This is a genomic window from Mucilaginibacter sp. BGA-UO-ETr-C110 (assembly GCF_059567985.1).
The window spans coordinates 122,956-145,687 of the sequence record NZ_JCAQPB010000001.1 but is presented as its reverse complement, the minus strand read 5'-3'; the positions used below and the strand labels follow the sequence as shown (position 1 = coordinate 145,687).

Genomic DNA, 22,732 nt, shown 5'->3' with positions numbered 1-22,732 from the left:
TATTACTAAAAAATAGTTTGCTAAAAAAATATGGCTAAAAAAAAATCTGATGCCTCAACGCATACTCCCATCGTAAACGAAACTTCTCTTTCATTTTTTGAAAAATATATAAACAATCCTTCCCCTACCGGTTTTGAATGGAAAGGTCAGGAATTATGGCTCGACTATCTGAAACCGTATATCGATACCCATTATGTAGATAATTACGGTACCGCAGTAGGTGTTATCAATCCAAAGGCCGACTACAAAGTAGTTATTGAAGCCCATGCCGATGAGATATCATGGTTTGTAAATTACATTACCAATGACGGCTTAATATATGTGATCCGTAACGGCGGTTCAGACCACCAGATAGCTCCTTCAAAAAGAGTGAATATACATACCGATAAAGGTGTGGTTAAAGCGGTTTTCGGCTGGCCTGCAATTCATACCCGTTTGGGTGGTGACAAGGAAGAAGCGCCAACCTTAAAAAACATTTTCCTGGATTGCGGTTGTACTTCGAAAGAAGAGGTGGAGAAACTGGGCATCCATGTAGGTTGCGTAATTACCTATGAGGATGAATTCATGATCCTGAATGATCGTTACTATGTTGGCCGCGCGCTGGATAACCGTGCAGGTGGCTTTATGATAGCCGAGGTTGCCCGTTTACTGAAAGAGAATAAAGTAAAACTTCCGTTCGGTTTGTATATCGTAAACGCGGTACAAGAAGAAATAGGCTTGCGTGGCGCCGAAATGATAGCCCACAAAATAAAACCTAACGTAGCTATTGTAACCGACGTTACGCATGATACACAAACACCCATGATCAACAAAATAACCCAGGGCGATCTGGCTTGTGGTAAAGGTCCGGTGGTATCATACGCGCCTGCGGTTCAAAACAACCTGAACAAATTGCTTATCGAAACGGCTCAAAAAGCAAATATCCCTTTTCAGCGCCAGGCATCATCACGCTCAACTGGTACCGATACCGACGCCTTTGCTTATTCAAACGATGGCGTACCATCGGCACTGATCTCTTTACCACTGCGGTATATGCATACTACGGTTGAGATGATCCACAAAGAAGACGTAGACAATGTGATACGTCTTATTTATGAATCGTTATTGAATATCAAAGCCGGTCAGGATTTCAGATATATCAAATAATTACTCATTTTTTTAAAACAATTTAAGTAATAGATTGATTTCACTATAAAAATTTATGCAAGGGCATATAGTTATTTCAAAATACCCCAACGTATATCTATGAAACCAACACTCCTTATTTTGGCCGCAGGAATGGCCAGCCGTTATGGCAGTATGAAACAAGTTGATGGCTTTGGCCCCAACGGAGAAACTATTATTGACTATTCCATTTACGATGCTATCAAAGCGGGTTTTGGCAAGGTTAGTTTTATTATCCGCGAAGAATTCGCCGATAATTTTAAAGCTATTTTTGAACCTAAGCTTAAAGGCCGTATCGAAACTGATTATGTCTTTCAAAGTTTTGATCTAACACCTTTTGGTATTGATAAAACGATTGAACGCGCCAAACCATGGGGTACTGCCCATGCGGTACTTGCCGCCCGCAACCAGGTTAATGAGCCTTTTTGCGTGATCAACGCCGATGACTTTTATGGTTATGACTCCTTTGAGAAAATGGCCAAATTTTTAACCTCCGAAGTAGCGGACGATACCTACTCGCTGATCGGTTACCAGATTGACAGGACCTTATCTGACTATGGTTCCGTATCGCGCGGTGTTTGTAAAGTTAACGACGAAGGCAACATGGTGGAGATCAACGAACGCACCGAAGTTTACTTTAAAGAAGACGGCAGCGTAGCTTACAAAGATGCTACCGGCGAGCACCCTTTATCAAACGATACCCGTGTATCTATGAATTTTTGGGGCTTTACGCCTGCTGTATTTGCGCAAAGCGAAAACATGTTTAAAGAATTTGTGGCGGCGAATGAAAATAACCCAAAATCAGAGTTCTTTATTCCTTTGGTAGCCGATGAGCTGATCAAAGCGGGTACTGCTTCATTCAAGGTTATCCCAACCGGCTCAAAATGGTTTGGTGTAACTTACAAAGAGGATAAACCCATTGTTCAAAAAAGCATATCAGAACTGGTAAACAACGGCACCTATCCGTCAAAACTTTGGGATTAATTTAATCCTTTCCAATATTAAAAATCCCGCCATTGTGCGGGATTTTTTGTTTTGTATTAAAAGTTTTTTCAATACTTATCGTTTAATTTGTTATTTTGATTTTGTGCTTTCGAGAAGGATAACCATTTTTTAACTTTTAAAACTTAATAAAATGAAAAACAAAACAATTAATGAAAAATTACAGTTAACAGAACTGACTAAAGATGAACAAAGAAAAATTTCTGGCGGAATGGCGGAATTGGTTGAAGCTAACAGCTTTACAACCCTTTTTAACTTTACGAAGACAAAACAAGATACAGCAAAAAACGCCATTAATAATCTCAGATAATTATGCTTTTGTTTTGCGGCAAGCCTAACAAAAAAGCCCGTTCAGGAAAATCCTGACCGGGCTTTTTTTATTAAACAACACTTATTTTATTTTGTATCGTCTTTTACTTCTTCAAAGTCAACATCGGTTACGGTGTCGCCATGATCTTGTGGACCTGCGCCTGGAGCACCTTCCGCACCTGGCTGACCTGCTTCGGCAGAGGCTTTGTACATCTCTTCAGATGCAGTAGCCCATGCAGCGTTCAGTTCGGTTTGGGCCGCTTCAATGGCGTCAAAGTTTTTAGAAGCATAAGCTTCTTTCAACTTGGCTAAACCAGCTTCGATAGGACCTTTTTTGTCGGCTGAAATTTTGTCACCGTACTCTTTCAATTGTTTTTCTGTCGAGAAGATCAGGGCATCAGCAGCGTTCAGTTTTTCAACTTCTTCTTTTGCTTTTTTGTCAGCATCAGCGTTAGCTTCAGCTTCGTCCTTCATCTTTTTGATCTCGGCATCAGTTAAACCTGAAGAAGCTTCGATACGGATCTTTTGCTCTTTACCAGTTGCTTTATCTTTAGCAGATACGTGCAATATACCGTTCGCATCAATATCAAAAGTTACTTCAACCTGAGGTACACCGCGAGGTGCTGGTGGTATACCATCCAGGTGGAAACGGCCTATAGTACGGTTACCCGCAGCCATTGGGCGCTCACCCTGTAATATGTGGATCTCAACAGACGGCTGGCTATCAGACGCGGTTGAGAAAGTTTCAGATTTTTTGGTTGGAATAGTTGTGTTTGACTCGATCAATTTGGTCATTACACCACCCATAGTTTCGATACCTAATGAAAGCGGGGTAACATCTAACAGCAACACATCTTTAACTTCACCGGTTAATACACCACCTTGAATAGCAGCACCGATAGCTACAACCTCATCAGGGTTAACACCTTTTGAAGGCGCTTTGCCAAAGAATTTTTCAACAGCTTCCTGTATAGCAGGAATACGGGTTGAACCACCTACCAGGATAACTTCGTCGATATCTGATGTGCTTAAGCCAGCGTTTTTCAATGCTGATTTACATGGGTCGATAGTACGTTTGATCAGGCTATCTGCCAGTTGCTCAAATTTAGCACGGGTTAAAGTTTTAACTAAGTGCTTTGGCATACCATCGGCAGCAGTGATGTATGGTAAGTTGATCTCTGTTTGTGCAGAACTTGATAACTCAATTTTAGCTTTCTCAGCAGACTCTTTTAAGCGTTGTAAAGCCATTGGATCTTTACGCAGATCAATACCTTCGTCGCTTTTAAATTCGTCGGCTAACCAGTCAATAATTACCTGGTCAAAGTCGTCACCACCTAAGTGAGTATCGCCATCGGTTGATTTTACTTCAAATACACCGTCACCCAATTCCAGGATAGATACGTCATGTGTACCACCACCGCAGTCAAATACCGCGATCTTCATATCCTTGTGCGCTTTATCAAAGCCATAAGCTAAGGCAGCAGCAGTAGGTTCGTTAATGATACGACGTACTTTTAAACCTGCAATTTCGCCGGCTTCTTTAGTAGCCTGACGTTGCGCATCGTTAAAGTAAGCTGGTACGGTAATAACCGCTTCAGTTACTTCGGTACCCAAAAAGTCCTCAGCAGTTTTCTTCATTTTCTGAAGGATCATGGCCGAAATCTCTTGTGGAGTGTATTTACGATCGCCAATTTCAACACGCGGGGTGTTGTTGTCGCCTTTTACTACCTTGTAAGGCACACGGGCAGCTTCGTTTGTAACTTCGTTAAACTGGTTACCCATAAAGCGTTTGATTGACGATATGGTTTTTGTAGGGTTGGTGATGGCCTGACGTTTTGCAGGGTCGCCAACTTTACGCTCGCCGTTGTCAATAAAAGCTACTACGGACGGCGTAGTACGTTTTCCCTCGCTGTTAGCAATAACTACAGGCTCATTACCTTCCATTACAGCTACGCAGGAGTTTGTTGTTCCTAAGTCGATTCCAATTATTTTAGACATATGATTGTTTTACTTGATTTAATATTTTACTAACTACAACCATTTATCAACGTTTGTGCCAATAGCTATTTGGCAGTGTATATAGTCAGGATGACAATTATTGCGTCAGAAATGCTATACACATTGGTGACAGGTTGGCAGAAATTAGGATGAAAGGCTAAAGAAAGCCAGGAAGGTTCCTCATTATCTGAATCTCGAAATTTTTTTCTGGGTATTCAATAAGCTAAATCACCATCCTCCGAAAGGCTGGTAATGGTGATTTAGATGCTATGTCTATCTATACTAAGATAAGCAGTTATCCAGGGAGGTTACGCAAAGCGTGGAAACTGGGCAGGTATAAAGGCCATGGCAACATCCTTCTGTCCAAAGATTCCCTTTATTCCCCGCTATGGCGCATCCAATGCCTATACCGCCTTTAATTTGCTTCATTTCTTTTCGATCAAGGGTTTTCCCAAAATTAGCTTTCATTTCTCTCTTTAATTTAGTTTTTTGGCTCTGGTTTTATTATAAGGTACATAGCTCACCACCTAATCTAAATCAAGTTAATGATAAACATTTAATTAAGGGCTAACGGAGTTATAAATCTATTTTTACAATACTCACATTTGTATCTTGTTTCCTTTGCCGAAAAACCTTTTATGGCAAAGTAAATACCTGATATTAAAGATAAGAGGGCTAAACAAGGAGTGGCCAGCAATCCTATTATAATAACCGGGTCAATATCCTCTTCTTTTAGTAATCCACTAAATTCAAACAAACAAAGTACGATCACCAGAAAGCATGCAACCGATTTTATAAAATACTTCCTCTTAGTATAACTTGTTACAAAATCACTTTTACATTTTGGGCACTGTACTTTCATTGCTTTAAGGTTCATTTCAAAGTTATCATAAAAAGAAACCTGATGTATGTAAAATCGATTAAAACAAAAAGCGCCTTGCTCAAATGAGCAAGGCGCTTTCTTAATATCTCAAAAGAGAAATTATTCTCCTTTTTCAGCGTTTTCTTCTGCTTCTGGAGTTGCAGGAGCTTCAGCAGCCGGAGTTTCAGTAGCTTCAGCAACTGGTGCTGCTTTAACTTCTTCTTCAACAACTTTCGCTTCTTCAACAGGAGCAGCAGTTTCTTTAGTAGCTGGCGCTGCTGTTTTAGCTTTTGCTGTAGAACCACCACGACGACGTGTTGATTTTTTAGCTGCAGCTGCAGTATCAACACCGTAAACAGTGTTATAGTCTACTAATTCAATGATTGCCATTTCAGCGTTATCGCCTAAACGGTTCTCTAACTTCACGATACGGGTGTAACCACCTGGACGGGTAGCAATTTTCTCAGCAATTTCGCGGAACAGGATAGTAACCGCGTCTTTGTCTTGTAAATAGCTAAACACTGTACGACGAGAGTGAGTAGTATCGTTTTTTGATTTTGTTAAAAGTGGCTCAACATAACCGCGTAAAACTTTTGCTTTTGCTAATGTTGTAGTGATACGCTTGTGTAAAATAAGCGAAGTTGCCATGTTAGCCAGCATCGCTTTGCGGTGGCTGGTAGTACGGCCTAAGTGATTGTTTTTGTTTCCGTGTCTCATTGTTATTAAATTATTTCACGTGCATACCGTCCGGCGATTAAATCAAGCCTTCGGAATTATGCCTTCGCTAATTGTTTGTTATTATATAAATAAAAAAGTGAGGTTTGAGCATCTGCTCAGCCTCACTTTTTAAATTTTTATTCTTCGTCTAACTTAAATTTAGACAGGTTCATACCAAAAGATAAGCCTTTTGATTTAACCAGGTCCTGAATTTCAGTTAATGACTTTTTACCAAAGTTTCTGAATTTTAACATGTCAGCAACATCGTATGATACTAAGTCGGCCAAACTGCGGATGTCGGCAGCTTTCAGGCAGTTTAATGCACGTACAGAAAGGTCAAGATCAACCAATTCAGTTTTCAGGATCTTGCGCATATGCAGGATCTCTTCGTCAACTTCTTTAGTTTCTTCTTTAGCCTGTGCTTCCAACATCATGTTCTCATCGCTGAACAGCATAAAGTGCTGGATCAGGATCTTGGCTGCTTCTTTTAACGCGTCTTCCGGATGAATTGATCCATCGGTAGCAATATCCAGAACTAATTTTTCATAGTCAGTTTTTTGCTCAACACGATAGTTTTCAATAGTATATTTTACGTTTTTAATAGGCGTAAAGATGGAATCGATAGCTATTACACCAACGTTTGCATCCGGATTTTTATTTTCTTCGCTTGCTACGTAACCACGGCCTTTACCTACAGTAAGCTCAATTTCAAGCGTTACTGATGAGTCCATGTTACAGATAACCAGGTCAGGGTTTAAAACAGTAAAGTTATTAGAGAATTTAGTAACATCTCCAGCTTTAAAAGCGTCCTGGCCATTTATGATAACGAATACCTTTTCAGTATCACCAGACTCGCCTGTTTTTTTGAACCGAACTTGCTTCAGGTTCAGAATGATCTCGGTTACGTCTTCAACAACACCTTTGATGGTTGAAAATTCATGCGTAACTCCTGAAAAACGAACAGAAGTGATGGCAAAACCTTCGAGTGATGAAAGTAAGATACGACGCAGAGCATTACCAATGGTCACACCGAAGCCTGGTTCTAACGGACGAAACTCAAACGTACCATCGAAATCATTTGCTTTCTGCATGATAACCTTGTCTGGTTTTTGAAATGCTAAAATTGCCATTTATATCCTTTATTTATTGTTTACTAATTGAATTGATTTAAACCACGAAAATGATTGACATAAAATGCCAACCATCCCATGGATAATTATCGTTATTATTTTGAGTACAACTCGACGATTAGGTTTTCTTTGATGTTCTCAGGTATCTCGTCGCGGTTAGGATAGTTTAGGAATTTACCTGTTAAGGCGTTAGCATCCCATTCTAACCAGCTGTATTTATTGATTCTTCTTCCGGCTACTGATGTAGTGATTGCTTCTAATGATTTAGATTTTTCACGTACAGAGATCACATCACCTGCTTTTAAAGCGTATGAAGCGATGTTTACCACAGCACCATTAACATTAATGTGTTTGTGATTAACCAACTGACGGGCTGCAGAACGTGTAGGAGCAATACCTAAACGGTAAACAGCATTATCTAAACGTGCTTCTAAGAATTTCAGCAGGTTTTCACCTGTGATACCCTCTTTAGCTGATGCGCGGTGAAACAAGTTCTCGAACTGACGCTCTAATACACCATAAGTGTATTTTACTTTTTGTTTCTCCTGTAACTGAGTTGAATACTCAGATTGTTTTCCTCTTCTTTTTGAGGCACCGTGCATTCCCGGTGGATAGTTCTTACGTTCTAACGCTTTATCCGGGCCGAAGATCGGCTCACGGAAACGACGTGCAATTTTGGATTTTGGTCCTGTATATCTAGCCATTTTTGTGTGTTCTTAAAGTATCAAGCAGCCTGTTGCTGCCGAATCTTAGCTTTAAAAATAATTGTTAATTAAACTCTTCTTCTTTTTGAAGGACGGCAACCGTTGTGCGGAAGCGGTGTGATATCTTTGATAGTTGTAACCTCAATACCTGCAGTTTGCAAAGTACGGATAGCTGACTCACGGCCGGCACCCGGACCTTTTACAAATACTTCAACTTTACGTAAGCCCAGGTCATAAGCTACTTTGCCACAATCAGCAGCAGCTTGTCCGGCAGCATAAGGGGTGTTCTTTTTTGAACCTTTAAAACCCATTTTACCTGCAGAAGACCATGATACAGCCTGACCGGTTTTGTTGGTAAGGGTGATGATGATATTGTTAAAAGTAGCATTGATGTGTGCTTCGCCTACAGGCTCAACAATTACAACGCGCTTTTTGGTTACTTTTTTGCTCTTAGCCATTTTTTTAATTTTTGAATTAATGAATTACTGAATTATCAAATAACCCTGACCCATTAATTATATTTTCAAATGAGGTAATCCTAATGAATTGTTAAGCGATAAAACTCACCGCTCTCCAATCACTATTCAATATTATTTAGTAGCTTTTTTCTTGTTAGCAACTGTTTTACGTTTTCCTTTACGGGTACGTGAGTTATTCTTAGTACGCTGACCACGTAATGGTAAACCTTTACGGTGACGTGTACCACGGTAACAACCTATATCCATCAAACGTTTGATGTTAAGCTGCACTTCAGAACGAAGTGAACCTTCCACTTTGATTTGATCGTTGATAATTCCACGAATTGAGGCTAATTGCTCATCGGTCCAATCTTGTACTTTTGTATCAAAATCAATACCTGCCTCAGTCAAAATTCTTTGAGCTGTTGAGCGGCCTATACCGAAAATGTAAGTAAGTCCGATTTCTCCTCTTTTGTTTTTCGGTAAATCTATACCTGAAATCCTTGCCATATTTATTGTTTGTTTTTTAAATGATAACCGAACGGCGGGCCACCGTTGTACGAATTATCACAGTTTTTTTAATTATCCCTGACGCTGTTTGTATTTAGGATTCTTTTTGTTAATTACATAAAGTTTCCCGTTACGGCGAATGATCTTGCAATCAGCGCTGCGTTTTTTAATGGATGCTCTAACTTTCATCTCTTTGTTATTTATATCTATAGGTTATTCTACCTTTTGTTAAATCATACGGGCTCATTTCCAATTTCACTCTGTCGCCAGGTAAAATCTTAATGTAGTGCATACGCATTTTGCCGGAAATATGTGCAATAATCTCATGACCATTTTCCAGTTCAACCCTGAACATTGCATTTGACAATGCTTCCCTAATTGTACCGTCTTGCTCAATCGAAGATTGTTTAGCCATATTTTGTTGATTATTACTTAATTATCCGCCCTAAAACCGGGATGCAAAATTAATAAAAAATTATTTAATTATTATTCTTTTCTTTCAAAACATTTTCAACATACTCAAACGTTGATAAAATGTCTGGTTTACCTTTACCAATAGCTACGGTATGCTCATAATGGGCCGATGGCTTTTTATCGACAGTTGAAACTGTCCATCCATCATCCCAAAACTTAACACCCGCACGACCCGCGTTGATCATGGGCTCAATAGCAATCACCATTCCTTCTTCCAGTTTGATGCCCGCTCCGCGCTTACCATAATTAGGTACTTCGGGTTTTTCGTGCAGCTTAACGCCTACACCATGCCCTACAAGCTCTTTCACTACGCCAAAGCCATTCTTCTCTGCATGTTCTTGTATCGCATAACCAATATCACCTATGCGCATACCAACAACTGCTTTCGCAACTCCTAAGTCAAGACACTCTTTGGTTACCCTCATGAGTTTCTTAACGGTATCGCTTACCTCGCCAATAGCGAAGGTATAAGCAGAATCTCCCACAAAGCCATTTAAGGTAGCTCCGCAGTCAACAGATACCAGATCTCCTTCAACCAAAGTATAGTTTCCGGGGAAACCATGCACTACCTGGTCATTCAGCGATATGCAAAGAGAATAAGGAAAGCCGCCGTAGTTTAAAAAAGTAGGTACTCCGCCGTTGTCGCGTATAAAGGTTTCAGCAAGTCTGTCGAGTTCAATAGTTGTAACACCAGGTCCGATCACTTTGGCAACCTCCGCGTGTGTGCGAGATACCAGTAGGGCGCTTTCTCTGATGAGTTCTATTTCTTCGGCAGACTTGTAAAGAATTTTTGACATGCTTAAAATTAGATAGCTGTCGGACTTGTTCCGGCAGCAGCAGGCATTGCTGTACGCCCTTTAATTCGTCCGGTTTTCATTAAACCATCATAATGACGCATCAACAGGTGACTTTCAATTTGTTGCAGGGTATCCAAAACTACACCTACCAGGATAATCAGTGAAGTACCACCAAAGAATCTTGCGAAGATCGGAGATACGCCAACCAAACTGGCAATGGCCGGAATAATGGCTATAATAGCCAGGAATATTGATCCCGGTAATGTTATTTTTGATATTACACCGTCAATAAAATCGGCAGTTGATTTGCCTGGTTTAATGCCTGGTATAAAACCACCGTTCTTTTTCATATCATCGGCCATCTGGTTAGGATTAACCGTAATAGCTGTATAGAAATAAGTGAACAGGATGATCAGGATACCAAACACCAGATTATGTTGCCATGAATTAGAGTTTGACATTGCGATCAGGATGCCATTTGATGCTGCATTAGGGAAAAACTGTTGCACAGTTTGCGGAATGAACATCAGGGCCTGGGCAAATATGATAGGCATTACACCTGCAGCATTTACCTTTAAAGGTATATACTGGCGTACACCACCATATTGCTTGTTACCTACTATACGTTTAGCATATTGTACCGCGATTTTGCGTGTACCCTGTACTATTAATATAGTGAACATTACCACAGCTATCAATGCAACAATTTCAACAATGAAAGTTACCAAGCCACCTGTACCACTGGTACGGGAGCTAAACTCTGTTATAAACGCGCCTGGCAATTGGGCAATAATACCCACCATGATAATTAACGATATACCGTTACCGATACCTTTATCCGTAATTTTTTCACCCAGCCACATTACAAATAATGTACCCGCGGTTAAAACTACTGTAGTTAATAAGGTAAAGATCGGATCGCCGATTAAACGTGCATCAGGACCAATTTGTGAACGTACATAACCGATAGCCTGCAAAGCAGTAATACCGATGGTTAGGTAGCGTGTCCACTGGTTAAGCTTGTTACGCCCGCTTTCACCTTCTTTTTGAAGTTTAGTGAAATAAGGCACAGCAATACCCAGCAGTTGCACCACAATTGAAGCCGAAATGTAAGGCATTACCCCTAAGGCGAAAATAGAAGCACGTGAAAACGAACCTCCTGCAAACATATTCAACAACCCTACTAATCCTTCTGCTTTTTGGTTTGCGAATGACGCACCGTTCACGCCAGGCAACACTACGAATGAGCCTACGCGATATATTAAAAGAAATAAGAGTGTGTTTATAATACGCACTCTCAGATCTTCGATTTTCCAGATATTGGATAATGTGGTGAAAAATTTCTTCATTGAAACTTACAACTTAACTATGGTACCACCAGCTGCTTCGATCGCTTTTTGCGCCGTTGCAGTAAATGCATGTGCTTTAACTTCCAATTTGGCTTTCAGTTCGCCACGGCCCAGGATCTTAACCAGGTCGTTACGAGAAACCAAACCATGTTCTTTCAGGGTATCGAAATCAACTGCCGCCAGTGAGAATTTCTCAACTAAGCCTTGCAATACATCCAAATTAACACCTGTGTATTCAACACGGTTAGGGTTTTTGAAACCAACCTTAGGCACACGACGTTGTAAAGGCATTTGACCGCCTTCAAAACCTACCTTAGTGCTGGTACCTGAACGTGAACCGGCGCCTTTGTGACCACGGGTTGACGTGCCGCCACGGCCAGAACCTGTACCACGGCCAATTCTTTTTCTATTTTTAGTAGAACCTTCTGCAGGTTTTAGATTACTTAAATTCATGATATTAAATATTTTCTACCGCTACCAGGTGATTAACTTTTCTAACCATACCAACTATAGCAGGTGTAGCTTCAACTTCCACACTGTGGTTAATTTTACGTAAGCCTAAAGCTTCGATTGTCTTTTTTTGGCGTTCACTTCTGTCGATCACGCTCTTAATCTGAGTTATTTTGATTTTGGCCATGACTGATTATCCGTTAAATACTTTACCTAAACTAACGCCACGTTGCTGAGCTACAGTATGTGCATCGCGTAATTGCGCTAATGCCGATACAGTTGCTTTTACCACGTTGTGCGGATTTGATGAACCTTTTGATTTTGCCAGTACGTTGTGGATACCTGCCGACTCTAATACGGCACGCATTGCACCACCCGCAATAACACCGGTACCATTTGCTGCTGGTTTAATGAAAACAAAACCGCCAGAAAATTTACCAATTTGCTCGTGAGGTATAGTTCCGTTTAAGATAGGAACTTTTACCAGGTTCTTTTTAGCATCATCAATGCCTTTTGCAATAGCTTCGGTAACCTCTTTGGCTTTACCTAAGCCGTAACCTACAACACCGTTCTCGTCACCTACTACCACAATGGCAGAGAAACTGAATGTACGGCCACCTTTGGTTACTTTGGCAACGCGTTGTATGCTTACCAAGCGGTCTTTTAATTCGATCTCGCTTGTTTTTACTCTTTTTATGTTGATTGTTGACATTTCTCTTTTCGATTAAAAGTTTAAACCACCTTCGCGTGCACCTTCGGCCAGTGATTTAACACGACCATGGTACAAATAACCGTTCCTGTCGAAAACCACATCTTTGATACCTGCTGCAATAGCTTTCTGAGCTACCAGTTTGCCTACGGCTACTGATTGATCTGATTTAGTGCCATCTGCTGCAAAATCTTTTGATAAAGATGAAGCCGATACGATAGTTTTACCGGTTAAATCGTCAATGATCTGCGCGTAAATTCCTTTGTTACTTCTGTAAACTGACAGGCGAGGACGCTCTGCTGATCCTGAAAGGCGTTTTCTGATGCCTTTTTTAATCCTGTCTCTTCTTGATAATTTAGCTCCCATGACGATTATTTTTTAGATGCTGATTTACCTGCTTTTCTTCTCAATACTTCGCCAACAAACTTGATACCTTTACCTTTGTATGGTTCTGGTGCACGTAACGAACGTATTTTTGCCGCTACCTGACCGATCAATTGCTTGTCGATAGATTCCAGGATGATGGTAGGGTTTTTACCCTTCTCAGCAGTGGTTGTAACTTTAATTTCTTTTGGTAATTCAAATACATAGTGGTGAGAGTAACCCAACACTAAATCTAAAGTATTACCTGTATTGGTAGCACGGTAACCTACACCTACTAATTCCTGCTCCACTTTGTAACCAGTGGTTACACCTACTACCATGTTATTTAAAAGCGCACGGTATAAACCATGTAATGCTTTATGACGTTTTTGTTCAGACGGGCGTTGAACTAACAATTGGCCGTCTTCCTGTGCAATGGTGATATCGCTATCAACCGCTTGCTGCAACTCACCTTTAGGGCCTTTTACAGTAACAACATTCTCTGCTGATACGGTAACGGCAACTCCCTGAGGTAGTGCTATCGGTGCTTTTCCTACTCTTGACATTGCTTAATTTCTCCTATTAATAAACGTAGCATAATACTTCGCCACCTACATTTTGCTGACGAGCTTCTTTATCGGTCATTACACCTTTTGAAGTTGACAGGATAGCGATTCCTAAACCATTTAAAACTCTTGGCAGGTTATCAGTACCTGCGTATTTCCTCAAACCTGGTTTACTGATGCGCTGAATGCTACGGATAGCAGAAATTTTAGTTATCGGGTGGTATTTTAAAGCAACTTTAATGCTGCCTTGCGGACCAACTTCCTCAAACTTGTAATTGGCAATGTAACCTTTGTCGAAAAGCACTTTCGTGATTTCCTTTTTCAGATTTGATGCAGGAATTTCAACAACCCTATGGTTGGCTTTAATAGCATTCCTTACTCTTGTAAGATAATCTGCGATTGGATCTGTATTCATTTTATTGTGTTATGATAGTGGTTTCCTTCCGGTAACATCCCGGGCGACCTTCCATCGGTTAAATTCTTATTGGGGTATCAAGTCGAAAGTATCAAGTATCAAGTACTACATTTCGTACTGTCTTGATACTTGATACTAATTACTTGATACTATATTTTTTACCAGCTTGCTTTCTTTACTCCCGGTATTTTGCCAGCTAATGCCATATCACGGAATGTTACACGTGAAATGCCAAACTGACGCATATAACCACGAGGGCGGCCGGTTAATTTACAACGGTTGTGTAATTTTACCGGTGACGAAGCTTTAGGCAATTTATCTAAGGCTGCATAATCGCCGGCCTCTTTAAGGGCTGCTCTTTTCTCTGCGTATTTAGCAACCAATTTAGCGCGTTTTACTTCACGTGCTTTTACACCTTCTTTAGCCATTGTTATTTTGATTTTTAAATGGTAATCCAAATTGTTTCAACAACTCCAATGCTTCAACATCGTTTGTTGCGGAGGTTACAAAGGTAATATCCATACCTTGAATTTTATTGATTTTGTCAATATTTATCTCAGGGAATATAATTTGCTCTGTAATACCTAATGTATAGTTACCTCTTCCGTCAAAACCTTTGTCGTTGATACCTTTAAAGTCACGGATACGTGGCAGGGCAACAGCGATTAAACGATCCAAAAACTCATACATTGTGTTGTCACGCAGGGTAACACGTACGCCAACCGGCATATTTTTACGCAATTTAAAGTTTGAGATATCTTTTTTAGATTTTGAAGCAACTGCCTGCTGACCGGTGATGGTAGTTAACTCAGTGATGGTGTTTTCGATCAATTTCTTGTCGGTTGTGGCAGCGCCAACACCCTGGTTAATGGCAATTTTTTCCAGTTTAGGAACCTGCATTACGCTTTTATACTGAAATTTATCTTTCAGAGCGGTACGGATCTCCTCTTTGTATTTTGTTTTGAGTCTTGGTATGTAAGTCATTACTTAATTTCCTCCCCTGATTTTTTTGCTACCCTTACTAATTTGCCGGCATCGTTTTTCTTACGGCCAACACGGGTTGGGTTACCTGTTTTAGGATCAACCAGCATTAGGTTTGAAATATGTATAGCGGCTTCCTGTTTAACAATACCACCGTTTGGATTGGCAGCATTAGGTTTGGTATGTTTTGATACCATATTGGCACCTTCAACAATAGCCCTGCCTTTTTCTAATATTACCTCAACAATTTTGCCTTGTGTTCCTTTTGAATCACCGGCTATAACTTTAACCAGATCACCCTTACGGATCTTTAATTTAGCTGGTTGCTCGTGTTTTTTCTTTTCCATGTTACAATACCTCCGGTGCTAATGATACAATTTTCATAAATTGTTTCTCACGCAGTTCCCTTGCAACAGGGCCAAAGATACGGGTACCTCTCGGCTCGTCCTGGTTATTTAACAATACAGCTGCGTTATCGTCGAAACGGATGTATGAACCATCTTTTCTGCGGATCTCTTTTTTGGTGCGTACTACTACGGCTTTTGATACAGTACCTTTTTTCACGTTACCTGATGGTAAAGCGCTTTTTACAGTTACTACTATCTTATCGCCGATTGATGCGTACCTTTTACCAGTACCGCCCAATACACGGATCACTAAAACTTCTTTAGCTCCGCTGTTATCGGCTACGTTTAATCTTGATTCCTGTTGTACCATCTTATTTAGCCCTTTCTATAATTTGAACTAATCTCCAGTTTTTGCTTTTGCTCAACGGACGTGTTTCCATAATCAATACGGTATCACCTATACCACAAGTATTTGTCTCATCGTGAGCCATGAATTTGGTAGTTTTCTTTACGAATTTACCGTAGATAGGGTGTTTCACTTTACGTTCCACTGCTACTACGATTGATTTTTGCATTTTATTGCTAACTACCAAACCGGTACGTGTTTTTCTTAAATTTCTTTCCATTTTTCTGAACGCTTAATTAATTGTTTTCAGAAGTTGACGCAGCTTTACGCTTTGTTAATTCAGTATTTAACCGAGCGATGTCCTTGCGTACTTTTGTTATACGTGTTGGATTCTCAATAGCTGATACTGCATGGGCAAATTTAAGTTTGGTAAGGTTTGATCTCTCCTCTCCTACTCTTGCAACCAATTCTTCAGTTGATAGCTCCAAAATTTCTGAGTTCTTCATTTTCTTTTGTTATTTGTTGTTGTTGTTCGCAGTTTCAACGCTGTATTGTTTTTTTGATGGGTGAATGTTCGGCATCTAACTTCACAACATGAAAACTTTACAACTTTTCAACTAACTTTCCGTTTATGCTTCTACGTAATCTCTACGTACTATAAATCTGGTTTGTACCGGAAGTTTTTGTGCTGCAAGGCGTAAGGCCTCTTTAGCAACGTCCAATGGTACACCTTCGGCTTCAAAAATGATCCTTCCGGGGCGTACTACCGCAACCCAGTATTCTGGAGCACCTTTACCTTTACCCATACGTACCTCTGCTGGTTTTTTGGTTACAGGCTTGTCAGGGAATATCCTGATCCATACCTGGCCTTCACGTTTCATAAAACGTGTTACAGCGATACGCGCAGCCTCGATCTGGCGGCTGGTAATCCAGGCCGCTTCGAGTGATTTTATACCGAAAGATCCGAATGAAAGTTCTGCACCACGGGTGGCTAAACCTTTCATCCTGCCTTTTTGCATCTTTCTGAACTTCGTTCTTTTTGGCTGTAGCATTTTCTTAAGCTTTTATATCGTTACGATATCTTTCTCTACTTTAATTATTATCTCTTTCCTGGACCACCCGGGCGATTGCCGCCTTGGCCACCTGGACGGTTGCCACCTTGACCACCACCACGGTTGTTGTTTCCACCACCACGGCGGTCACCACCTGGTTTCCTGTCACCTCTGCGCTCGCCGCCACGTTCGCCACCGCGTTGGTTGTCACGTCCGCCGAATGCCGGAGCACCGTCTGGACGACCACCTTTACCGCTGCTGCTGCTTGTGCCGCCGATGTTTGGAGACAAGTCACGTTTTCCGTAAACTTCGCCTTTGCAGATCCATACTTTAACACCTATTTTACCATAAGTAGTTAAGGCTTCTGCCAGTGCGTAGTCAATATCAGCACGGAATGTGTGCAAAGGAATTCTTCCTTCTTTATATTGTTCGCTACGTGCCATCTCGGCACCGCCTAACCGGCCTGATGTCATGATCTTGATTCCTTCAGCACCCATTCTCATGGTTGAAGCAATTGTAGTTTTCATGGCACGGCGGAAAGAGATACGTGCTTCCAGTTGTTTTGCGATACCTTCTGCCACTAATTGTGCATCAAGCTCAGGGCGTTTGATCTCGAATATGTTGATCTGAACTTCCTTTTTGGTAAGTTTTTTCAACTCTTCTTTGATCTTGTCAACTTCCTGACCACCTTTACCGATCACGATACCCGGACGGGCAGTGTGAATAGTTACAGTGATGCGTTTTAATGTGCGTTCGATAACTACTTTTGATACCCCACCTTTAGCAATACGAGCTGAAAGGTATTTGCGGATCTTTTCGTCTTCAACTAATTTGTCAGAGTAGTTGTTACCTCCGAACCAATTAGAATCCCATCCTCTGATGATTCCTAACCTGTTACCTATTGGATGTGCTTTCTGTCCCATTTCAAATTAATTATTATCGTTTTTACTATCCACAATAAGGGTTACATGGTTTGAGCGTTTGCGTATACGGTATCCCCTTCCTTGCGGAGCAGGGCGTAACCTTTTTAGCTGACGGCCGCCACCTACTGAAACTTCTTTAACAAATAAAGCGCTGTCTTCAACACGTTTGCCTTCGTTTTTTGCTTCCCAGTTTTTGATGGCTGATAACAAAAGTTTCTCTACACGAATAGCAGCTTCTTTGTTAGTATATTTTAATATGTACAACGCTTTTTCAACGTTCACGCCACGGATAAGGTCAACCACCAAACGCATTTTGCGTGGTGAAGTTGGACAGTCCTGTAGTTTAGCAACTGAAGCACCGCCAACCTGGGCTTTTGCTGCTTCTTTTTGTTGCCTGATCAATACAGACTTTTTGATTTTTGTTGTTGCTTCCATTGCCTGTTATTTTTTCTTTTCTGCGTGACCGCGGAATGTACGGGTTGGAGCAAATTCTCCCAACTTGTGACCAACCATGTTTTCTGTTACATACACAGGTATAAATTTGTTACCGTTGTGTACTGCGAATGTATGACCAACGAAATCAGGAGAGATCATGGAACGACGTGACCATGTTTTTACAACTGATTTTTTGCTTGATTCATTCAAGGTAAGAACTTTTCTTTCCAGGTTATGATCAATATAAGGTCCTTTTTTAATTGAACGTGCCATTATTTTTTCCTTCTTTCAATGATATAACGATCCGACCCTTTTTTCTTGTCACGAGTTTTGTAGCCTTTAGCTAACAAACCTTTACGTGAACGTGGATGACCACCTGAGGCTCTACCCTCACCACCACCCATAGGGTGATCTACCGGGTTCATGGCTACACCACGAACACGCGGCCTGCGGCCTAACCAACGTTTGCGACCTGCTTTACCTAGCACCGCATTTGCTTTTTCGCCATTTGAAACGGTACCGATAGTTGCCAAACAAGTTGACAGTATCATACGGGTTTCGCCTGAAGGCAATTTGATGATAGCATATTTACCATCGCGTGCTGAAAGCTGAGCATAAGTACCTGCACTGCGTGCAATGATACCGCCCTGGCCTGGGTTTAACTCAATATTGTGGATGATAGAACCTAACGGAATGTTTTTCAAAGGCATGGTATTACCAACCTCTGGAGCAGCACTCTCGCCAGATACAACTACCGTACCAACTGTTAAGCCTTCCGGAGCTATCATGTATCGTTTTTCACCATCAACAAAATGTAACAGTGCTATACGTGCAGAACGGTTAGGATCATACTCGATAGTTGCAACTTTTGCCGGGATATCAAACTTATTACGTTTGAAATCAATTAACCTATATGCTTGTTTATGACCACCACCCATGTAGCGCATAGTCATTTTACCGCTGTTGTTACGACCGCCCGATCTTGTGTTGGCTGATACAACCAACGACTTTTCAGGAACGTTTGTTGTAATATCTGAGTTAGATACATCAACTCGGAAGCGGGTACCCGGAGTAACCGGTTTAAATCTCTTTACTGCCATGTCTTAATTATATATTGCTGTAAAAATCAATTGTTTCACCGTCCTTCAACGTAATGATCGCTTTTTTGTAAGTTGCAGCACGGCCTGAAACGGCGCCTGCCTTAGTGTTGCGAGTTTTAAGTTTGCCGACGTATTTCATGGTGTTTACCGCCTTAACGTTTACACCATACATTGCCTCAATGGCGCCTTTAATCTGAATTTTGTTTGCTCTGTGATCAACTTTGAAAGCATAACGGTTAAGTTTCTCGGTTAATTGAGTTACTTTTTCAGTAAGTAGGGGTTTCTTTAAAATTTCCATAATTACTTAGCTAATGCTTCCTCCAAAGTTTTAACAGCACCTGTAGTTAATAACAGTTTGCCAGCATTTAACACATCATAAGTGTTTAACTGCTCAACTGAAATAACTTTTGTTTTTTTCAGATTTCTGCTTGATAAATACACATTGTTATTTTCAGCACCTGCTACTACTAATAATGTTTTATCATTAGTAACATTCAGGTCAGCCTCCATTTTAATGTAGTTTTTAGTTTTGATGCTATCGAAACTAAAATCTTCCAATACTAAAATGTTGTTATCTTTTGCTTTGTATGATAAAGCTGATTTACGTGCCAGTGATTTCAGTTTCTTGTTTAATTTGAAGCTGTAATCGCGTGGTTGCGGACCGAAAACGCGGCCACCACCGTTAAACAACGGAGATTTTACGCTACCTGCACGGGCACCACCTGTACCTTTTTGTTTATATAATTTGCGGGTTGAACCTGCAATTTCGTTACGCTGTTTTGCTTTGTGTGTACCCTGACGCTGGTTAGCTAAATACTGCTTTACATCAAGATAGATCGCGTGATCGTTGGGTTCAATGCCGAATACCGACTCAGGAAGCTGCACCTTGGCACCTGTTTCTTTACCTGATACGTTTAATACGTTAACTTCCATCTTATTTATCAACTATTACGAATGAACCCTTAGCTCCTGGGATGGAACCTTTAACAACTAACAGATTCTGCTCCGCATAAACTTTCACAACTTGTAAGTTCTGAACTTTAACACGGCCGTTTCCGGTTTGACCCGCCATACGCATACCTTTAAATACGCGAGATGGCCATGATGACGCACCCAAAGAACCCGGCGCACGTAAACGATTGTGCTGACCGTGAGTTTGCATACCCACACCACCAAAACCGTGACGCTTTACCACACCCTGAAAGCCTTTACCTTTTGAGGTACCAACCACATCCACAAAATCTCCCGCAGCAAAAATCTCTACAGTAACAGTGTCACCTAAGTTTTTTTCGTCTTCGAAAGTTTTGAATTCAACAAGTTTACGCTTTGGAGCAGTACCTGCTTTTTGGAAGTGACCTTTTAATGGGCCTGAGGTGTTTTTTTCCTTTTTGTCGCCATATGCCAGCTGTACAGCAGCATACCCGTCTGTATCAACAGACCTAACTTGTGTTACCACGCAAGGGCCAGCTTCGATTACTGTGCAGGGAATATTCTTCCCTGTTTCGTCGAAAATGCTGGTCATTCCTACTTTTTTACCAATAATTCCTGACATTTCTTTAATTTGTTTGTGCCCATCGAAGCAGTAGGGCTTCGTTCAAGGCATATTATTTCCCCCTTAAGGGACGGCAAAGATAGGAATTTTGTATTAACTCTCAAATAGTTAGTGAATTATTTTTTAATATTTTTCCACAAACGTTTTTAACAAGAGCTTTGCAGGTATTTCGCTGGCGTCTAAGGTATTTAATAAGGATCGCGAAATTATGATTTTTAACCCTTATACAGAAATGATAAAAAACATATCCGCAAAGATTCCTGAAATCGAAATTCCTCTATTTTAATTTTTCAAAATCGGGTTTTATAACAACTCAGCGTAAAGCTCATATTAGCCGTAAATGCACTACGTTTATTTGATCAGGGTTAATATCCGGCAGAATTAAACTTTTGACCACCTAAGCTCCTGCAATTCAATATTCTTTTATTAAATTGAGCTTTCCTTAAAAACTATTACTGATCATGAAAGCCACTACCCTAACCATTGCTATCGCGCTCACCTGCTCCCTCCTTTTTAGCTGTAAACCCGAAACCAAACCGCATGACCGTATGGGCAAGGCCGGCCGGACCGATAAAAACGGCTGGGTGTACCTGCACATAGAAGGTTCGCCAGCCGATATGGGTTATCAGCACGGATACCTATTATATAAGGAGATAGATACTTTGCTTAAAGTGATGGCCTATTACCTGCCCTACAGCAGTAAAAAAGACTGGGCCTTTTACCGCAGCGCGTCGGCCAGGTTTTTATGGAAAAAGATCGACAAGGAATACCAGGATGAAATACGCGGGATAGCCGAGGGCCTGCAAGCTCACGGACTTAAATATGATACGCTTGACATTACCGCCCTGAATGCCAACATTGAGCTGGCACAATATTATGTGCCCGGCCTCATGAATAAAATAAAACCCGGCAGCGGCGATAACAAAGCTCCCGGCAATTGCAGCGCCTTTATAGCTACCGGTAGGTATACCAAGGATGGCAAGATCGTGATCGGTCATAATAACTGGACCGACTATATTATAGGTGAACGCTGGAACGTGATTGCCGACGTGGTACCCGAAAAGGGCAATCATATATTAATGGACTGCGCGCCGGGTTATATCCATAGTGGCGATGATTTTGTGGTCACCAGTAATGGTATACTCATTACCGAAACCACCATTACCGGTTTTAAAGGTTTTGATACCACCCGCACCCCCGAGTTTGTGCGCGCCCGCAAAGCAGCGCAGTATAGTAAAAGTATTGACGATGTGATCAGGATCATGAGTACGGATAACAACGGCGGTTATGCCAACGACTGGCTCATCGGCGATACCAAAACCAACGAGGTGGCAAAACTGGAGCTCGGTTTAAAAACGGTGAAAGTATGGCGATCAAAAGATACGGCTATGATAGGCTCCAACTTCCCGAGTGATCCGGCGCTGATCAAAACAGAAACCACTTTTGATGTGAACGACAAAACTACCTCACCCAATGCCCGCAAGCTCCGCATGGAAAAACTGGTATGCCTGGATTATAAAGGCAAGCTGGATGCCGAGAATGGAAAGATCATTGAGGGCGATACCTTTGATGCCTTACAGGGCAAAAATGCCTTTAACCGCTGTATCATCGATGGCCATATTGATCAGGATCCCAAAGGCTGTCCCGAGTGGAGCGAAGGCCCTTACTTCCCGATGGGTGCTGTACAGGGTAAAGTAACCAGCACAGCGCTGGCCAACAAAATGCAGCTATGGGCACACATGGGTCATCCCGGAGGAACGGATTTTCTGGCTGCACCCTTCTTTAAGCAACACCCGGAATATAATTACCAGGCCAAATACCTGAGGGATATGAAAGCCTATCCCTGGACGTTGTTTTCGGCGAAGTAAAGGCTGTCACAAACATACTAATCATCAGACTTACGAAGTTTTGAAAACTTCGTAAGTCTGAAAAACTCCTCTCCGGGGAAGGGATCACATGCGCCTCAACTCCTTTGGACTCTCACCCCCCTTTCTGGAAACCCCAAGGGTCGGAAATGTT

Annotated in this window: 34 protein-coding genes; 4 read left to right on the top strand and 30 right to left on the bottom strand. The window is 41.2% G+C overall.

The window, feature by feature from the left end; genetic code table 11:
• Window positions 1-30 precede the first annotated feature (30 nt).
• The 3 genes from AC57BQ_RS00690 to AC57BQ_RS00680 all read left to right on the top strand — a co-directional run bounded on the left by AC57BQ_RS00690 (window position 31) and on the right by AC57BQ_RS00680 (window position 2,476).
• A complete protein-coding gene (locus AC57BQ_RS00690; protein ID WP_496404451.1) occupies window positions 31-1,146 on the top strand; it encodes a M42 family metallopeptidase in 1,116 nt (371 codons plus the stop codon).
• 99 nt (window positions 1,147-1,245) lie between these two features.
• A complete protein-coding gene (locus tag AC57BQ_RS00685) occupies window positions 1,246-2,148 on the top strand; it encodes a nucleotidyltransferase family protein (RefSeq protein ID WP_496404450.1) in 903 nt (300 codons plus the stop codon).
• Window positions 2,149-2,299: 151 nt separating this feature from the next.
• Window positions 2,300-2,476: a hypothetical protein gene (locus AC57BQ_RS00680; RefSeq protein WP_496404449.1), complete on the top strand. Its 177-nt coding sequence runs from the start codon at window positions 2,300-2,302 to the stop codon at window positions 2,474-2,476.
• Window positions 2,477-2,562: 86 nt separating this feature from the next.
• On the opposite strand, the gene dnaK is transcribed toward AC57BQ_RS00680, so the two are convergent.
• The 30 genes from dnaK to rplC form a co-directional block, all read right to left on the bottom strand.
• Window positions 2,563-4,473 carry a molecular chaperone DnaK gene (gene dnaK, locus AC57BQ_RS00675; protein WP_496404448.1) on the bottom strand — a complete coding sequence of 637 codons (1,911 nt, stop codon included), beginning with the start codon at window positions 4,471-4,473 and terminating at the stop codon, window positions 2,563-2,565.
• A gap of 982 nt (window positions 4,474-5,455) precedes the next feature.
• On the bottom strand, window positions 5,456-6,052 hold the full coding sequence (rplQ, locus tag AC57BQ_RS00670) for a 50S ribosomal protein L17 (RefSeq protein ID WP_496404447.1): 597 nt from the start codon (window positions 6,050-6,052) through the stop codon (window positions 5,456-5,458).
• A gap of 137 nt (window positions 6,053-6,189) precedes the next feature.
• Complete coding sequence (locus AC57BQ_RS00665) at window positions 6,190-7,182, bottom strand: DNA-directed RNA polymerase subunit alpha (RefSeq protein ID WP_090462806.1); 993 nt, start codon at window positions 7,180-7,182, stop codon at window positions 6,190-6,192.
• Between the two features lie 95 nt (window positions 7,183-7,277).
• Window positions 7,278-7,886 carry a 30S ribosomal protein S4 gene (gene rpsD / locus AC57BQ_RS00660; RefSeq protein WP_076377381.1) on the bottom strand — a complete coding sequence of 203 codons (609 nt, stop codon included), beginning with the start codon at window positions 7,884-7,886 and terminating at the stop codon, window positions 7,278-7,280.
• 68 nt (window positions 7,887-7,954) lie between these two features.
• The gene (rpsK, locus tag AC57BQ_RS00655) at window positions 7,955-8,344 is read right to left on the bottom strand and encodes a 30S ribosomal protein S11 (RefSeq protein WP_076377383.1); all 390 of its coding nucleotides are present in this window, start codon (window positions 8,342-8,344) and stop codon (window positions 7,955-7,957) included.
• 132 nt (window positions 8,345-8,476) lie between these two features.
• Window positions 8,477-8,854, bottom strand: coding sequence for a 30S ribosomal protein S13 (rpsM, locus tag AC57BQ_RS00650; protein ID WP_496404446.1), 378 nt, complete (start codon window positions 8,852-8,854; stop codon window positions 8,477-8,479).
• 72 nt (window positions 8,855-8,926) lie between these two features.
• On the bottom strand, window positions 8,927-9,043 hold the full coding sequence (rpmJ, locus tag AC57BQ_RS00645) for a 50S ribosomal protein L36 (RefSeq protein ID WP_074487407.1): 117 nt from the start codon (window positions 9,041-9,043) through the stop codon (window positions 8,927-8,929).
• Between the two features lie 7 nt (window positions 9,044-9,050).
• Window positions 9,051-9,269, bottom strand: a complete 219-nt coding sequence (gene infA, locus AC57BQ_RS00640; protein WP_022833270.1) for a translation initiation factor IF-1 — start codon at window positions 9,267-9,269, stop codon at window positions 9,051-9,053.
• A gap of 64 nt (window positions 9,270-9,333) precedes the next feature.
• Window positions 9,334-10,125: a type I methionyl aminopeptidase gene (gene map, locus AC57BQ_RS00635; RefSeq protein WP_183588340.1), complete on the bottom strand. Its 792-nt coding sequence runs from the start codon at window positions 10,123-10,125 to the stop codon at window positions 9,334-9,336.
• 8 nt (window positions 10,126-10,133) lie between these two features.
• Window positions 10,134-11,474 (bottom strand): preprotein translocase subunit SecY, encoded by a 1,341-nt coding sequence (secY, locus tag AC57BQ_RS00630; protein ID WP_496404445.1) that lies wholly within the window; start codon window positions 11,472-11,474, stop codon window positions 10,134-10,136.
• Between the two features lie 6 nt (window positions 11,475-11,480).
• Entirely contained in the window at window positions 11,481-11,927 is a 447-nt protein-coding gene (rplO, locus tag AC57BQ_RS00625) for a 50S ribosomal protein L15 (protein WP_076377391.1), read from the bottom strand.
• Window positions 11,928-11,931: 4 nt separating this feature from the next.
• Window positions 11,932-12,111: a 50S ribosomal protein L30 gene (gene rpmD, locus AC57BQ_RS00620; RefSeq protein WP_183556590.1), complete on the bottom strand. Its 180-nt coding sequence runs from the start codon at window positions 12,109-12,111 to the stop codon at window positions 11,932-11,934.
• A gap of 6 nt (window positions 12,112-12,117) precedes the next feature.
• The gene (gene rpsE, locus AC57BQ_RS00615; protein WP_076377395.1) at window positions 12,118-12,636 is read right to left on the bottom strand and encodes a 30S ribosomal protein S5; all 519 of its coding nucleotides are present in this window, start codon (window positions 12,634-12,636) and stop codon (window positions 12,118-12,120) included.
• Window positions 12,637-12,648: 12 nt separating this feature from the next.
• Window positions 12,649-12,999, bottom strand: a complete 351-nt coding sequence (rplR, locus tag AC57BQ_RS00610; RefSeq protein WP_496404444.1) for a 50S ribosomal protein L18 — start codon at window positions 12,997-12,999, stop codon at window positions 12,649-12,651.
• Between the two features lie 5 nt (window positions 13,000-13,004).
• Window positions 13,005-13,562: a 50S ribosomal protein L6 gene (gene rplF / locus AC57BQ_RS00605; protein WP_090462794.1), complete on the bottom strand. Its 558-nt coding sequence runs from the start codon at window positions 13,560-13,562 to the stop codon at window positions 13,005-13,007.
• 16 nt (window positions 13,563-13,578) lie between these two features.
• Entirely contained in the window at window positions 13,579-13,977 is a 399-nt protein-coding gene (gene rpsH, locus AC57BQ_RS00600) for a 30S ribosomal protein S8 (RefSeq protein WP_076377401.1), read from the bottom strand.
• Between the two features lie 158 nt (window positions 13,978-14,135).
• Complete coding sequence (gene rpsN, locus AC57BQ_RS00595) at window positions 14,136-14,405, bottom strand: 30S ribosomal protein S14 (RefSeq protein WP_090462792.1); 270 nt, start codon at window positions 14,403-14,405, stop codon at window positions 14,136-14,138.
• Window positions 14,398-14,961, bottom strand: a complete 564-nt coding sequence (gene rplE, locus AC57BQ_RS00590) for a 50S ribosomal protein L5 (RefSeq protein ID WP_090462789.1) — start codon at window positions 14,959-14,961, stop codon at window positions 14,398-14,400. The genes rpsN and rplE overlap by 8 nt, the downstream gene beginning before the upstream one ends.
• Entirely contained in the window at window positions 14,961-15,305 is a 345-nt protein-coding gene (gene rplX / locus AC57BQ_RS00585; protein ID WP_090462785.1) for a 50S ribosomal protein L24, read from the bottom strand. Before rplX ends, rplE begins: the two co-directional genes overlap by 1 nt.
• A gap of 1 nt (window position 15,306) precedes the next feature.
• Entirely contained in the window at window positions 15,307-15,675 is a 369-nt protein-coding gene (rplN, locus tag AC57BQ_RS00580; RefSeq protein WP_073405786.1) for a 50S ribosomal protein L14, read from the bottom strand.
• Between the two features lies 1 nt (window position 15,676).
• Complete coding sequence (gene rpsQ, locus AC57BQ_RS00575) at window positions 15,677-15,931, bottom strand: 30S ribosomal protein S17 (protein WP_090462782.1); 255 nt, start codon at window positions 15,929-15,931, stop codon at window positions 15,677-15,679.
• Between the two features lie 16 nt (window positions 15,932-15,947).
• Window positions 15,948-16,157, bottom strand: a complete 210-nt coding sequence (gene rpmC, locus AC57BQ_RS00570; RefSeq protein ID WP_496404443.1) for a 50S ribosomal protein L29 — start codon at window positions 16,155-16,157, stop codon at window positions 15,948-15,950.
• A gap of 123 nt (window positions 16,158-16,280) precedes the next feature.
• Window positions 16,281-16,703, bottom strand: coding sequence for a 50S ribosomal protein L16 (rplP, locus tag AC57BQ_RS00565; RefSeq protein WP_076377413.1), 423 nt, complete (start codon window positions 16,701-16,703; stop codon window positions 16,281-16,283).
• Between the two features lie 47 nt (window positions 16,704-16,750).
• Complete coding sequence (rpsC, locus tag AC57BQ_RS00560; protein WP_090462776.1) at window positions 16,751-17,626, bottom strand: 30S ribosomal protein S3; 876 nt, start codon at window positions 17,624-17,626, stop codon at window positions 16,751-16,753.
• Window positions 17,627-17,632: 6 nt separating this feature from the next.
• Complete coding sequence (gene rplV, locus AC57BQ_RS00555) at window positions 17,633-18,061, bottom strand: 50S ribosomal protein L22 (protein ID WP_090462773.1); 429 nt, start codon at window positions 18,059-18,061, stop codon at window positions 17,633-17,635.
• 6 nt (window positions 18,062-18,067) lie between these two features.
• Window positions 18,068-18,334 carry a 30S ribosomal protein S19 gene (gene rpsS / locus AC57BQ_RS00550; protein WP_076377419.1) on the bottom strand — a complete coding sequence of 89 codons (267 nt, stop codon included), beginning with the start codon at window positions 18,332-18,334 and terminating at the stop codon, window positions 18,068-18,070.
• Window positions 18,334-19,161: a 50S ribosomal protein L2 gene (gene rplB / locus AC57BQ_RS00545; RefSeq protein WP_090462770.1), complete on the bottom strand. Its 828-nt coding sequence runs from the start codon at window positions 19,159-19,161 to the stop codon at window positions 18,334-18,336. The genes rpsS and rplB overlap by 1 nt, the downstream gene beginning before the upstream one ends.
• A 7-nt stretch (window positions 19,162-19,168) precedes the next feature.
• A complete protein-coding gene (rplW, locus tag AC57BQ_RS00540; protein WP_076377423.1) occupies window positions 19,169-19,459 on the bottom strand; it encodes a 50S ribosomal protein L23 in 291 nt (96 codons plus the stop codon).
• Between the two features lie 2 nt (window positions 19,460-19,461).
• Complete coding sequence (gene rplD / locus AC57BQ_RS00535) at window positions 19,462-20,094, bottom strand: 50S ribosomal protein L4 (RefSeq protein ID WP_090462767.1); 633 nt, start codon at window positions 20,092-20,094, stop codon at window positions 19,462-19,464.
• Window position 20,095: 1 nt separating this feature from the next.
• A complete protein-coding gene (gene rplC / locus AC57BQ_RS00530; protein ID WP_090462764.1) occupies window positions 20,096-20,713 on the bottom strand; it encodes a 50S ribosomal protein L3 in 618 nt (205 codons plus the stop codon).
• Between the two features lie 461 nt (window positions 20,714-21,174).
• Here rplC and AC57BQ_RS00525 point away from each other — a divergent pair, with 461 nt between their 5' ends.
• Window positions 21,175-22,581, top strand: a complete 1,407-nt coding sequence (locus AC57BQ_RS00525) for a C45 family autoproteolytic acyltransferase/hydrolase (RefSeq protein WP_496404442.1) — start codon at window positions 21,175-21,177, stop codon at window positions 22,579-22,581.
• Window positions 22,582-22,732 lie beyond the last annotated feature (151 nt).